The following is a 13713-nucleotide window of genomic DNA, read 5'->3' as shown; positions in this document are numbered from 1 at the left end:
CTCCTTCGAGCAATAAACCTAACCCATAATCAAAATAACCTAAAAAAGACGAATCCGTTTGTAAATTTTCGCAAACGTGTGGACAAAATGCGTCTGGAATGTAGGAAATGCTATGCTTAGGCTGTTATTCCTTGAAAAATGTGCTTCGGCCTGCGGATTGTCGAATGTCGTCAAGCCATTTGTAAATGTCTTTCGGAGAATATGTCGGCTTCCCATCGATGTCGTTTCGTTTTTTTTCTAGCGCACAGGCCATGAGCGTGAACTCTTTTTCGAGCGATGTTGCGAAAACACCTTGGTCGTCTGTATTTATCGAAACATTTATCTGTTCTGGATTTGCATCATCGGATAAACCATAATTATAGAATTGCAAAATAGGGTGCTTGCTGTAGCGTTCTACATCGGTAATAATGATGTTCGATGTGGGGTTTGTCTCGATAGAAATTTTTTTCCGGCTGATTTCTTTGCGCATGAATTGCTGTAGGTCTCGAATCACCCAGACATCGCTATCTTTTAGCTGAAATTCAACGAGTTCCTCTCCATTAATTCTTTGGTCGCAACTATGGTATGCTCTATACAAATTGCTAATATCTTCATTTTCTCGGAATAAGTCTAATTCTGAATCAATCTTGTTCAAAAGATATGGTTTAATGTACGAATCTTTTGGCGTGGATGATCTTGGATCGTCTCCGCGAAGTTTCCATGCCGAGTAGTAGTCTTCGATTGTACCGCTATACCCTTTGTATATTTGTGGAAAGTAAAAATGAAAAACGTCTCTTAAACGTTTTTTTAATCCATTGGAATCAGGAATCGAGTATTCATCCATTTTGAACAAAAGCCAAACGGCGTTGTCCAAAAGAATTTGCTTCGGTAGAATGATGGTGTAGTTTCTAGTTTTGTAATATCGTTGAGGTTCAATGCCGAGTGCTACGCAATGACCGAGGCGGTCTCCTTCGCCAAAGTTTAAATAGAAAATACATTCATCAATAGCTCGGAGTCCATCAACTATGTCGTAATAATCTTCGGCGACATGAAATGTTCTGCCCAGTTGATAGTTTTTGCGACTGTAAAGATAATCTGTACGATTGCTGTGATGGACATATTTTAATCGTCTGAATACGGTTGCGAAAACTTCTGGACGACAGCCAAATTCGGAATTTGCAGCGTCAATACCAATGATGGGGTAGATGGAATCTTTTTGGTTGATTTTGCGTTGCGGAATGACTCCGCCTTGAATGTACATGCTGTTTGTGGCGATGAGCCTTGCTATGGCGCTCGCTTGTTTGTCCAATTTATCCCGGAGACTTTCGTTTTTGCAATATACTCCGATTTTTTTGAAATCCTTGTCTTTTTCTTTTATAAAGTGAAGAATGTAACCCAATTTTTGTTTGTTTTGCGAAATTAAATTATCTTGATCTAGCGCAAATGCATGATTGTTGATACTGGTGTTTATTTCTTTTATTTCTTGAGCTTGTTGTTGTGATTCTAACTTGGGCACAATTCTCATTTCGAGCCCTTTCATGGCTTGATTGCATGCCGTTGTTTGTGCTGAAATAAAACAGAAAATATTCCAATATTTTGAACCATCTTTTATAAAATGGGCTTTTCTTTTGTCGTAATCCTGAAATCTTGAAAAACCTTTAGTCTTGTTGTCTTGAACAAAAAATTGACGAGCTTTGTTTTTGGCAACGAGATAGATATAGAAATATGTTTTATATGGCTCGAAAGTTTTATCGCATGAATAAATTTTTTGGAAGGCTCTGTATAATAGCTTGCGCTCACCGATTAAAGGAACATTATAATACCGTTGCGTGTCGTTGTCGGTAATAGGTCTCGTTAATGTATAATCAAAAGTGAATCCATCGTATTTTAGAATGTTGTCTAGATCTCTTGCAACATTAATTGTGTTAGCAAATTTAAGAAATAATGCGTTGATTTCCTGAATGTTTTGCGCTTGAATTATTTTAATCAAATCAGCTTCTGTTGTATTTAGCTTAACATCAAATAGATGGTCGAAGAGGAATAGCCTTATGGCTGCAGCTTTGATGATGTTTTCTGTAAGGTTCTCGCTGAAAGCATTTAGTTCTTTTTTCTTTTTGTTGACTTGATGGCTATCATTCATTGCCGCAATCCAATTTATGGCAAAACAGAGGGAAGAACCATACATGTGAAAATGTTGCTCGAATAGATCTCTGTGAATGATTTCGTTGACTTCTTTGGAATCGGAAATAAGATGCGGCTTCCAAGCAAAAGATTCAATTGAATAATTATCTTCAATGCTTTTGTTTGCTAAAAAAGATGTTGTGAAGATGTCTTCGCCAACAAAGGAAGATATGTCGTTCCACTTTAAGTATTCTTCGTATTTGCAAGCAAGATTTTCTCCATATTCGTCCCAATGCAATAAATCTTTAGTTGCGTTTCTGAGAATGTTGAATACGCCGTTGAAGTCGTTAGATGAGTTTTTTTGCTTCATCCAATAATTATTTGCATATTCATGGATGCTTGAAACGACATCGGTTCCGTAATTAGAATTATGGTTTAAAAAATATTTTTTAAACAAAGGCTCGGGAATACCTTTGTCGTAAGAATCTGGCTTTACTTTGCCTATTGAATTACATATTTCATTGACGCTAATGTCAATGAAATATGTTTGAAGTATGGAGCTGAGATTTGTCATTAAGCGATAACGGGGAGAGTCTTGAGCCAATCGATGAACGTGTTGTAGGTGCGTGCGAATTTGTATGCGCCTTCGAGTGTTTTTACATCAATATCTTCAAGATTCTCATGAATGTAATCTTCGATTATAGTGTTGCTATAGTTGAGATTGGCTATGTATATTTTGATACTTGTAAGGACGTTTTCTTTTATTTTTTGAGGATCTGATTTTTTGTTTAAAACAGTCAATAAAGCTATTCCTTGAGTAAATTGGTTGAGTTTGTTGAAATGATTTAATGTTTGGTTTGATATATTCTCATAGATATTGTTAAATGTTGATTTGGTTTTTTGACTGCTCAAAAAATTGTATAAAACTTCTATGAAGTTGAAGTTTATTTCGTGATATAAATCATTTTCATTATTTTCAAGTTTTATATTGGGGCAAATTGTAACTAAAATGTTTTCTATTGTGTCGATACCATTGTCTTCGGTTTGTGTGCTGTTGATTAGGTTATATCTAATTTTCTCTAAATCATCAAAATTTCGGATACAGCTGCATGATGAAAATGCTTGATTCCCGTCAATATTTTTATCGGCATTTTTTTGTTTTAAATCAAGACATGTTTTTCGCATTAGTGAAAAAAGTGATTTAGGATTTTTTTGTGCTATTTTGTAAAGATTTGGATCAATTCGATTGTAACTTTGTTCAATATGAGTTATGTTGGTGAAAAGTGAAAAAATGTCGAACCATACGTATGGGTTGTCATTAGGAAATTCTGCTGTATATACTGGGTCGATTTTTGTTCTGAAAGACTCGTCATTGTTAAATGTGTAAGCTCTTGAAATTGTTAGTGCAAAAAACTCGATGGTGTTGAATTTTTCTAAATCTTTTATGTTGCCTTTTGAATCTAAGGCGTCTTTTAGATTGTCTTTTAAACTATTAATTGAAATTATTCTACGAATTTGACGATTGCATTTATAAATGATATTTGAAGAAAAATGGCTGTTAATTCCTGAATCACTTTCACTTATGAAAGTTCCTCCGACAATGCTATCGTAATTTATTTTATCATCGATAGATTTCTTGTTGTTCTCTTTTTCGTTATAAGTGCGGTCTAATAAAATTGAATATAATGTTTTTATGGCAAACGTAAATAGTGTATCACTTTCTTGAAAAATTCTTGATTCGAAATATTGGAGAAATGCCACTAGGTCTCCACATGATACATTGTAGGGCGAGTTTCTTAAACTGATGATTCTGTTTATGCGAGATCCTAATAAAACGCGTCTTCTATAAAGGGGTTCAGAAGGGTCTGTAAATTGTTCTAATTTTGAGGATAGATAGTTGATGATGTATTTGTTTAAATTTCTGGCGGAAATATTTGTAGTAAGATTTTTTAAAAAAGATATGTCATCTGAAGTTAATGATTTTTCGCAATAGTTAATGAGGTGAGTTATGAATTTTTGTTGATTGTATTTTCCTGATCTTGTAGTGGAGTATTTTCCCATTTGAATTAAAAATTCTAATAGGTATCGACATTCTCGAAGATTGTTGGGTATAATAAGATTTGGATCTTTTGATGATGTTGAAAAAGATAAATGTGTTTTTTCAAAAATTAAATCAATAATAATTTCTTTTAAAGTATGTTTTTTTTGTGTGACTATATTTTTATTATTCTTAATTTCTATTTTTTCATTTAAAAGGTCTTGAATGGAAATTAAAGGAAATCGATGACTTTGTGGAATGAGCTTGATTAGGTATTTAACAGCCATATCTGTGACATTACTGTTATGAATAATTTTTTGATCAAGCATCATTTTGTAATGATCTAGGTAATGTCTGACAATTGCATATTCTAGTTGCTCGATTTTTAGAGCCATTAGCACAATTGTTCTTGGTTGTGCAAGGTATTTTCTGATTTGCTCAGCCATGTCGAATGCGTAAAGCGTGTGCAAATCAATGTCATCTACGGGAATTACAAGATAATCTTTTCCGATATAGTCTAAAAAACTATCAATTAATTCTCCGATGTATTTTTTTAAATCTACGGAGGCGCTTAAATCAATAAGTTGATTGACGCAATCGTCTTCGCAAACGTTTTTCTCCATACTAGCTAAAGAATGTTTGACATTTTCAAAATTTTGAAGAACTGTGTTTTTTTTGTTAATGTTGTTTGATTGATTTCGTTGTACTTCTTCTTCGAATCGAGAAAATAGTCTGCCTAAAACGATATCTAAAATATTTTTGTTTTTGTTGAAGAATGATGGATCTGTTGATTCGATTACTTCGAAGGATTTTTTTTGAAAAGAGTTGTCATCGAAATTTGCAAAAACGGAATGTTCTACTTTGTTATTTTCGGATAGCATTAATGCTATTGATTTCATGCAGGATGTTTTTCCAGCCCCTCTATCCCCGATAATTGCAAATATATTATTTGGATTTTCTTTGTTTTTGTCTTTATTTAACTCGTAGGTTTCTAAAGTATTTTTTATAGCGGGGAAGATGCCGTTATAGATATTTTGGAAAATTGAAGTGTCTTTTTTTTCAAAATTTTCTACAACTTCACTTGTAGTATCATTGATTTCAAATACGAAAGGTGTGTCTGGTTTGATTTGCAATTGTTCATTTGCCATAATTTGTTCCTTTTTTAGTGCAAAATAATAAAAAAATGATAAATTCGATAAAATTTTGACAGCTGTATCAAATTTGTAATAAAATGACGCTTTTGGGGGCGATTTGGGGATTTTTGGACTTCAGATGGTTGCTCGGGATTCTAAAAGAGCTATCTTTTAATCGCAAATAAAACCTGTAATTATTGAGATTTTGAAAATGAAAAACGTCGTTCTTCTCGGTGCCACCGGTTCTATCGGCACCTCCAGTGTTGATGTGATTCACCAACATTCCGACATCTTTAACCTTTACGCTGTGGCTGCCAATAGCAGTGTCGAAAAGGTTGCTGAAATCGTTCGCAAGTACAATGTCGAACGCGTTTGCATGTTCAACGAAGCTGCCGCGAAGGAACTCGAAGGCTTGCTCGGCAAAAAAGTGCTCGCTGGCATGGATGGTCTTTGCGAACTTGCTGCCGACCCCAAGGCCGACATTATCATCAACGCTCTGATGGGCGCTGTGGGCTGCCTTCCGACCATTACCGCTATTGAACACGGCAAGCACGTGGCTCTCGCTAACAAAGAAACGATGGTGATGGCAGGCCCGGTTATTTGGGACAAACTTGCCGAAAATCCGAAGTCCTTCATCACGCCCATTGACTCTGAACACAGCGCCATTTTCCAGTGCCTTGAAGGCGGCAAGCGCGAATCTGAAGTGGAATTCCTCGAAATCACGGCTTCGGGTGGCCCGTTCCGCGAATGGCCTATCGAAAAGTTCGAAAACATCACAGTCGCTGACGCCCTCAATCATCCGGTGTGGAGCATGGGCAAGAAGATTACGATTGACTCTGCGTCCATGATGAACAAGGGGCTCGAAGTGCTCGAAGCACACTTCTTGTTCCACATTCCGTATGACCAGATCAAGGTCGTGGTTCACCCGCAGTCCATGGTGCACTCGCTGGTGCAGTTCCGCGATGGTTCCTTGATGGCACAGCTCGGCGCTCCCGACATGCGCATTCCTATCCAGGTGGCACTCACGTGGCCGGATCGTCTCAAGCTCGAAACGAAGCGCCTCGACTTGCCGACTCTTGCAAAGCTCACGTTCTTCGAACCGGACTTCAACAAGTTCCGTTGCCTCGCTCTTGCGTTTGACGCAGGCCGCCGTGGCGGTATCGTCCCTGCGATGATGAACGCTGCAAACGAAGTCCTCGTGGACCGCTTCCTCAAAGGGAACCTCAAGTTCACGGACATCCCGAAGTATGTGGAAATGGTGATGGACAAGGCTCCGAATGTCACAGGCCATCTCTCGCTCGAACAAGTTCTCGAAGCCGACAAGGAAGCCCGCCTCATGACAGAAAGCTTCTTGAAGTAAAAGGAGGAGCCCTCCCCATACGTGAATCGTGACAAGAATAGTCTCGTCACTACAACATTGTCACCTCGGCCTCAGTGCCGGGGTCTTTTTTTTTACGAAAGTGAATTTTTCCACGAAAAAGATATATTTTAGAAGTAACCATAAAACAATTACTTTTAATATGGACGATTCAATTATATTATCAGGGAGCGACAAGCCTAAATTGGCCGATGCTAAGGCTTGGATGCGATTTTTGCAGATTTTTACGCTGACGTTAGGCTCGGGGTTGATGCTTGCGGGCATAATATTCTTCTTTGCCTACAATTGGGAGCACATGCACCGCTTTGTGAAAATGGGCATAGCCGTGGCGTTGATTCTTGCGATTTTTGCGGTGGCTGTGAAAGTGAAGATGAGCGACTTCACTCGCAAAATCACGGTATCTGTGCTATGTGGGCTTGTGGGCGTATTTTGGGCGATATTCGGACAAGTGTATCAGACCAAGGCCGATTCTTACGTATTTTTTCTCTCTTGGGCATTCTGCATCTTGGCGTGGGTGTTTATCGCTGATTTCTATCCGCTTTGGACGTTCTTTATTGCGCTTTTTTCGATGGGCGTTGTTCCTTTATTTCCAAACGGAGATTGGTTTACGACAGTGTTTATGCTTTATGGTGCGGCGTGGATTTCATTTTTTATTTTGGCTTCAAAATATCTGCCGTGTTTGTCCGCTCCGCCGTCTTGGTTTACAAGCCTTTTGTTTACAATTGAATTTGGCGTAGCTGTGTCCGTAGTGTGCCTTGTAATTTTTAGTGAAGTGTCTGCGCTTAATCTTCTGATTGCTTTTGCAGTAACTGCTGCGACAATATGGTTTGCGCTGAAGCAGAAGGGTATATGGCTTTATTCCATGTTGTTCTTAGGCGCGTTGAGTGTGCTGGAATGCGTTTTTATCAGATGTCTCTCACATGATTTGGGTGGACTATTGCTCCACTTGATGCTAAGTGCTGCTGCCTTGGCTGGAGCGGCCTTTGCTATTGTAGAACAATACAGAAAGTGGAAGCAAGAAAAATCTGAAACGTCAACAAAACAATCGGTTATCGACAATGGAAAATAATAGCCCTAAATCCAACCATTTGCCTTGGCCATTGCTGATAGTGATGGGCTTTGGCGGAATAATCATTGCCGCGCTGTTGGCTGGTATAGTAGCTCTTTTTGTGCAAGGTCACTTGGCTATATATGGCATGCTATCGGTGGTTGCAATTGTTTGTGCGATAGTCTTTTCGCAAGACACAGAGTCCGACGACAATGATGTGTTGTTGCTGTTGGTGGCGTTTCCGCTGTTTATTGTCGGGTTTACATTCGGGTATGTTGCAGGTGATCACCACTTGACGCTGACTCTGGTGCTGCAATTTGTGGCGGCTATTTTGTCGTTTGCTTTGAGCAAGATGCGCTTGTGCCGGCAGATGCTGATTTGCTATGCTTCAGTGGTGCTTCCGCTTATTTTCTTCTCGTATTTCGACAATTTTTTATCTGGTCACGCGATGAAAAATCGCAATATCGAAATGTCCTGTTTTGCGATTATCGTAGTCTACATGGGCATATTTGCTGCCACCATCAGAGATAAATGGTTTGCTTCAACAGTGGTTAAAGACTATCTGAAAACCATCCGTTTTGCTACGGCCGCAGTATCAGTTGTGCTTTTGTGGTTTATTCATGGCGACAATACTGCATTTGCAATTGTTTTTGCGGCAATCAGTTTTGTTATTGCTTGTATTTTGCTGCGCAATTATGTTACAGGCGAAAAGTTGATTGTTGGTTATATACTTGCGCTATCTTGCAGTATGTCTACAGCGTTGTATCCTGCTATGGCTTTGCCGATTGTAGGAATGTTGCTGTCGTTTTTGGTTCTCGACTATGTGTGCTTGGTTATCTTTTCTGCAACATTTGTTGGAGGACTCGCTTACTTCTATTACGATTTAGATATGTTGCTGATAAACAAGTCTTATCTGCTGATGGCTTCGGGATTGTTTTTCTTGCTGATGTTTTACTTTGTTAAACGCGTGATCAAATGAGTAAAAATTATAAAATCGTATTAGCAGTGAACCTGATACTGGTACTCCTGTTCTTTACCTTTTCGGTGATACAAAAAGAAACGCTGATTGGCGAAGGCACCGAAGTCTTGTTGCGCCTTGCGCCGGTTGACCCGCGTTCGCTTATGCAGGGCGACTATATGGCGTTGAATTATCAAGTTTTCGATAAAATAGGCTACGATTCAAAATCTGGCTACATTGTGGTAAAAATGGGCCGCAATAGGGTGGCAGAGTTTGTGCGCCTGCAGAGCGGCAAAAATGTGAACGATGGAGAACTTATAATCCGTTATAAGAGAGATTTGGGACGGTTGACTATTGGAGCCGATAACTATTTTTTCCAGGAAGGTTCCGCTAAAAAATACGAAAAAGCTGAATATGGCTTGCTAAAAGTGGATTCGGATGGCAACAGCATACTCGTTGGATTATGCAATAAAGATGGACGATTGATTGAGTAGAAAAATGTTGTCCAGTGTTCCTGATGGTGATGGGAATGCCCTGATTGTCTCTGATAGCTTCTCTCTTGAACAAGTACTTTTTTAAATTTGGTACCAATTGTTTAAGGAGGTCTTATATGAAATCTTTGTCCATGGGCTTTTGTGCCATTCCTTTGCTTGCGCTTCTTTCGTCGTGTTCAGACGATTCGACAGCAATAGCATCGCCAGTGGGGACGGCGCTTTCTTCGTCATCTGAAAATTCTTCGCAAACGGAAAATGAATCCGCGGTATCTTATGAATATGCGGCTGCTTCTGGAACGATTAGCAAGATGAATGTTGTGATTCGTGATTTTCAGCCGAACCATTCAGATTTTGAAAATTTCTCGGAAGAAGCTGTGGAGCATTTGGATGATATTTATAATTATGTCACTAGAACCGGCACGGCGATGAACGCTTTTGGCTTTGGAACCGATTGGTATGCTGCAGCGGCTTATCATTATACTTGCGGAAATGCCCAAACGATTGAGTCTGGCTTTGGTGTTGCGATTGGTGTAGATGGACTTCCGATGCAGGCGAATACTTCTTTGCCGTCTTATCTGCAGCAAACTTCTGCTGGTCCGGTGCTGGAGTACGGTGAATGCGCTGAGCACGTTTATAGCGGCTCTCATCAGCGGCTTCTTCGTGGATATATGAATGTTTCAGAAAGCCTGAATCATCGGCATACCTGCAAAAGGAATGTTTGGTCGAATCCTGTAATTGCAACGACGGGGATGGTCAGCTCATTCTTGAAATTCACCCAAAAGGGTACTGACGGTCAAATTGACATGCTTGAAGGCGTTACGATCAGCAAGATGAGCGAACGCTGCGATAATGCGAATTTTGATCAATGGTTTACCGACGTTCCGTCTGTCAACAAACGCGTTAATGCCGTTTTGGAACTAGTCAAGGATTCTGTGTCAGGCGATTATGTTTTCGACCGTGGTTATAATAACGGCGGCTTTTTCCCACTTGATAGCATTGATCCTGTGACAAGCCAATGGGTGATGAATAAGCCTTGCGACCCGTCAATTCAGGTGAATAGCTCGTGCGAACAGTATGAGCCCCAGTCGCTTTCAATCTTTTGTCCGCCGTACAATTACATGTACGCTAGTAGTCAAGTGGATGAATTTGGACAAAAAACTAGTGATTTGTGCACTGAATGGTTGAATCAGGGCGGTCCACGTGCTGTCAATTCAAATGGTTCTGGGCATAGCGCTGCTGTAAAGGCGGTGGAAGCTTTCGGGAGCAAAACTTCTTATTTGGGCTTGCAACATCTCCGCAATTTCCATTTTACCATGATGGCTTATACCCCGTTCATTTATGAAACCGCTAAACAAGTTCCGACTCCGCAAGTTTTTGAATTTGCCAGCAGCGGCGACATGTGGGTCTTTGTCGATGGTGTACTAGTGGCCGATATGGGCGGCGATCACATGCTTGTCCCAGCCAGCTTCCAGCTAAAGACTCTTGCCGAAAACAATCACGGTTGCCATGCAGGCGAACCTCTTGCCCTTGAAGATAACTGCAAGGGGGCCTCGGACTCGTTGGGCTGGGCTGATGGTTCTGTGCATCATTTGCATATCTTCTATACAAACCGCCAAACGAACGGCTCCGAAATTTATTTCAGTATCTTCCCTGCTGACCGCCTTCCGAAATAGGCTTTATGGCGACGTCATGGTGGACTCCAGTGCTGCCTGCGCTGAGTTCAATCGAAGTGAGCGAAGTCGAAGCGTGATCCGCCATCTGTTCGGCTCGCTTTAGCGTTCTTGAAATGAACAGTCGATAAACTAATAATTAATTAGTTGTAAAATAGAACAATGAAAAAGAAGCTTCACGTTGTCCAGTGGGGCTTTTTTCTGTATATATTACAAATGGCTGCAGTTCTGTGTTAGGGCTGTAGTTGATTGGAGTGGATAATGAAAAAAATTACTGTGGCGGTATGCCTTACCGCCGTTATTTCTGCATTCGCCCAGTGGGGCGGTGGTATGGGCGGTGGCTTTGGTGGCCCGCAATCTGGCAACGATAAGCTGGAGTATTCCGAAAAATTTGCTGATGTAAACTACGTCGGCGATGGAAAAACCTATCACGCAATGGATATTTACTTGCCTAAAGGGGACAAGGATTTGTATCCGGTGGTGGTTCATACTTACGGCAGTGCTTGGAGTATGAATAATTCTAAAGGCTCGGCGGATTTAAATACAATTTGCGCGGCGCTCCTTAAGGCGGGCTATGCGGTTGTCACACCGAACCATCGATCGGCAAGCGATGCTATTTATCCTGCTCAGCTACATGATCTCAAGGCGGTGGTGCGGTATTTGCGCGGAAACGCAAGTAAGTATAAAATAGACACGTCGTTTATTGCTATGTCTGGATTTTCATCAGGAGGTCACCTTTCAAGTCTCGTTGCTACGACCTGCGGCTTAAAAGAAGGTAAGTCGGGCTCTGTGACTGTAGATTTGGAAGGTGACCTTGGAAGTTTTACTTCGTTCAGCAGTTGTATTGATGCCGCTACGCTTTGGTCTCCTCCGACAGATATTTACACCATGAACCCAATTAATAACTTTATGGGCTCGGGAACATACGAGGGAGCCTTTATTGGAGCAGAGCGCGAAGGCAATAAGGATAAATGGATGGTGGCGAGTTCGCCGTATTATGCCAGTGAAGGTGATGCTCCGACAATATTGTTCCATGGAACGGCTGATCAAATTGTGAATCCGGAGCAAAGCAAGGAACTTTATGACTCTTTGCAAAAGTACAAGGTGAAAAGTGAGCTTGTTTCAGTGCCGGGCGGAACTCACGGTGGAAATGAAATGTATTCGAGTGAAAACTTGGGTAAGATGACTTCTTTTTTTGATGAAGTTCGAAAAGCCAAGGCGGAAAAAGCGGATTCTTCATCGGATGAAACGACACGATTTATTGCAAATAAGAATGTTTCTCATTTTGATGTGAAACTAGAAGGAAATAAATTGCGTGTATATGGAACTGAAACATGCCGTTATAAAATCTATTCTGTTGATGGTGCATATGCTTCTAGGGGGCTATTCCAAAACCAGTTAGATTTGTCGGATTTATCGCCAGGAATTTATGGCATTGTTGTTACCCTGCCGTCTGGTGAACAAAAAAATCTGAAGTTTGTTAGAAAATAGAATACGGAAAACGCGGCCCTTTGGGGGCCGCGTTTGGTTTGATGTGTGAGATTAATTCTCTCCATTTCGTATTTCAGTTTGCTCTCTATCCATCGTGTAAGTCAGGTATTCCTTGAAATCGCGATCGATGCTAACTCCATCGAAATCGATGTCATTACCTTCCAAAACGAAGATGGCGCTCGGGTTGTCGATCCAGGCCTGCACGCCGACACTGTCCATGATGAAGCTTTTATCACCGGGACCTTGTGCGACGTATTCAATTTTGGATTTTTCAACCCAACCTGGTCCGCATTTCCCTTTGACGAAAACAGCCGAATCCGATTCTTTGAGAATTTTCAGCTCGTCGTTGAAGCCTGCGGTGCAGACTACTGAACCTCCATCTTTTTGATTGGTGAGTTCAATGTCGCCCAGTTTTGATTTGACGACGTTTTTTGACGCGAACGACGCTGTGACCATTAACGTGAGCGCGACAGCCGTCATTAATTTTACCGTTTTCATGATTGCCTCCTTGTGTTTATTGTTAGACGGATGGCCGCCCATTTTGTAAACTACAAAGTTACATTTTGCCGGAGTAGTGCTTTTGAATTTAAATTGGAATATTTACAATTAGTTTGTTATGAAAAATACCGGCAATAAAAAACGCTACCCCAAAAGGGTAGCGCTAGGTTGATGTGTTGAAAATTTGTTTAATTTTTTTTTGAACTAGTTTTCTCCATTTCGCATTTCGGTTTGTTCTCTATCCATCGTGTAAGTCAGGTACTCCTTGAAGTCGCGGTTGATTTCTACTTCTGCGAGAGTGTTGGGGTTGTCATAGAATATGTTGATAAGAGGGTCATTAAAGAAACCGTCGATTACGATGTTGTCAAAATCATAGGACTTGTTTCCCGGACCTTGTGCGACGTATTCGATTTTCGATTTTTCGACCCAACCATTACCGCACTTTCCTTTGACAAGGACTGCAGTTTCTGCTTCTTTAAGAATCTTCAGTTCGTCATTGAAACCTGCGGTGCAGACAACTGAACCCCCATCTTTTTGATTGGTAAGTTCAATGTCGCCCAGTTTTGATTTGACGACTTTATTTGACGCGAACGATGCCGTGACCATAAACATGAGCGCGACAGCCGTTATAAATTTTACCGTTTTCATGATTGCCTCCTTGTGTTTTTATTGTTAGACGGATGACCGCCCATTTTGTAAACTACAAAGAAACATTTTCTCAGAGTAGTGGATTTTAATTTAAATTGGAATATTTACAATTAGTTTATCATGAAAAATGCTGACGATAAAAAAACGCTACCCCAAAAGGGTAGCGCTAGGTTGAAGTATGAGTTAATTTTGAAAGTACAAAATTGAGAATCCGCAGACCAGTGATGAATAGTCCAAATTGGAATAATCGTTTCTTT

At 40.4% G+C, this 13713-nt stretch carries 10 protein-coding genes; 6 read left to right on the top strand and 4 right to left on the bottom strand.

Features of this window, described 5'->3' with window-relative positions; all coding sequences use genetic code 11:
• Nucleotides 1-124 precede the first annotated feature (124 nt).
• Together HUF13_RS02090 and HUF13_RS02085 are read right to left on the bottom strand one after the other, a co-directional pair.
• On the bottom strand, nucleotides 125-2704 hold the full coding sequence (locus HUF13_RS02090; RefSeq protein WP_173473595.1) for a hypothetical protein: 2580 nt from the start codon (nucleotides 2702-2704) through the stop codon (nucleotides 125-127).
• Entirely contained in the window at nucleotides 2674-5286 is a 2613-nt protein-coding gene (locus tag HUF13_RS02085) for a hypothetical protein (protein WP_173473594.1), read from the bottom strand. The genes HUF13_RS02090 and HUF13_RS02085 overlap by 31 nt, the downstream gene beginning before the upstream one ends.
• Nucleotides 5287-5482: 196 nt before the next feature.
• Between HUF13_RS02085 and dxr the strand changes: the two genes are divergently transcribed.
• From dxr to HUF13_RS02055, 6 genes are all read left to right on the top strand, one after another.
• The gene (gene dxr, locus HUF13_RS02080) at nucleotides 5483-6631 is read left to right on the top strand and encodes a 1-deoxy-D-xylulose-5-phosphate reductoisomerase (RefSeq protein ID WP_173388168.1); all 1149 of its coding nucleotides are present in this window, start codon (nucleotides 5483-5485) and stop codon (nucleotides 6629-6631) included.
• A gap of 100 nt (nucleotides 6632-6731) precedes the next feature.
• Entirely contained in the window at nucleotides 6732-7718 is a 987-nt protein-coding gene (locus HUF13_RS02075) for a DUF2157 domain-containing protein (protein ID WP_173473593.1), read from the top strand.
• The gene (locus HUF13_RS02070) at nucleotides 7708-8676 is read left to right on the top strand and encodes a DUF4401 domain-containing protein (protein ID WP_173473592.1); all 969 of its coding nucleotides are present in this window, start codon (nucleotides 7708-7710) and stop codon (nucleotides 8674-8676) included. Before HUF13_RS02075 ends, HUF13_RS02070 begins: the two co-directional genes overlap by 11 nt.
• Complete coding sequence (locus HUF13_RS02065; RefSeq protein WP_173473591.1) at nucleotides 8673-9149, top strand: GDYXXLXY domain-containing protein; 477 nt, start codon at nucleotides 8673-8675, stop codon at nucleotides 9147-9149. The genes HUF13_RS02070 and HUF13_RS02065 overlap by 4 nt, the downstream gene beginning before the upstream one ends.
• Before the next feature lie 116 nt (nucleotides 9150-9265).
• Nucleotides 9266-10822 carry a fibro-slime domain-containing protein gene (locus HUF13_RS02060; RefSeq protein ID WP_173473590.1) on the top strand — a complete coding sequence of 519 codons (1557 nt, stop codon included), beginning with the start codon at nucleotides 9266-9268 and terminating at the stop codon, nucleotides 10820-10822.
• Between the two features lie 258 nt (nucleotides 10823-11080).
• Nucleotides 11081-12310 carry an alpha/beta hydrolase gene (locus HUF13_RS02055; RefSeq protein ID WP_304038710.1) on the top strand — a complete coding sequence of 410 codons (1230 nt, stop codon included), beginning with the start codon at nucleotides 11081-11083 and terminating at the stop codon, nucleotides 12308-12310.
• Nucleotides 12311-12361: 51 nt separating this feature from the next.
• Here HUF13_RS02055 and HUF13_RS02050 read toward each other — a convergent pair whose 3' ends face one another.
• Together HUF13_RS02050 and HUF13_RS02045 are read right to left on the bottom strand one after the other, a co-directional pair.
• Entirely contained in the window at nucleotides 12362-12808 is a 447-nt protein-coding gene (locus tag HUF13_RS02050) for a hypothetical protein (protein ID WP_173473589.1), read from the bottom strand.
• 204 nt (nucleotides 12809-13012) lie between these two features.
• The gene (locus tag HUF13_RS02045) at nucleotides 13013-13456 is read right to left on the bottom strand and encodes a hypothetical protein (protein ID WP_173473588.1); all 444 of its coding nucleotides are present in this window, start codon (nucleotides 13454-13456) and stop codon (nucleotides 13013-13015) included.
• Nucleotides 13457-13713 lie beyond the last annotated feature (257 nt).

It is taken from the genome of Fibrobacter succinogenes, assembly GCF_902779965.1.
GTDB lineage: Bacteria > Fibrobacterota > Fibrobacteria > Fibrobacterales > Fibrobacteraceae > Fibrobacter > Fibrobacter succinogenes_F.
This window is presented reverse-complemented; position numbering and strand designations above follow the sequence as displayed.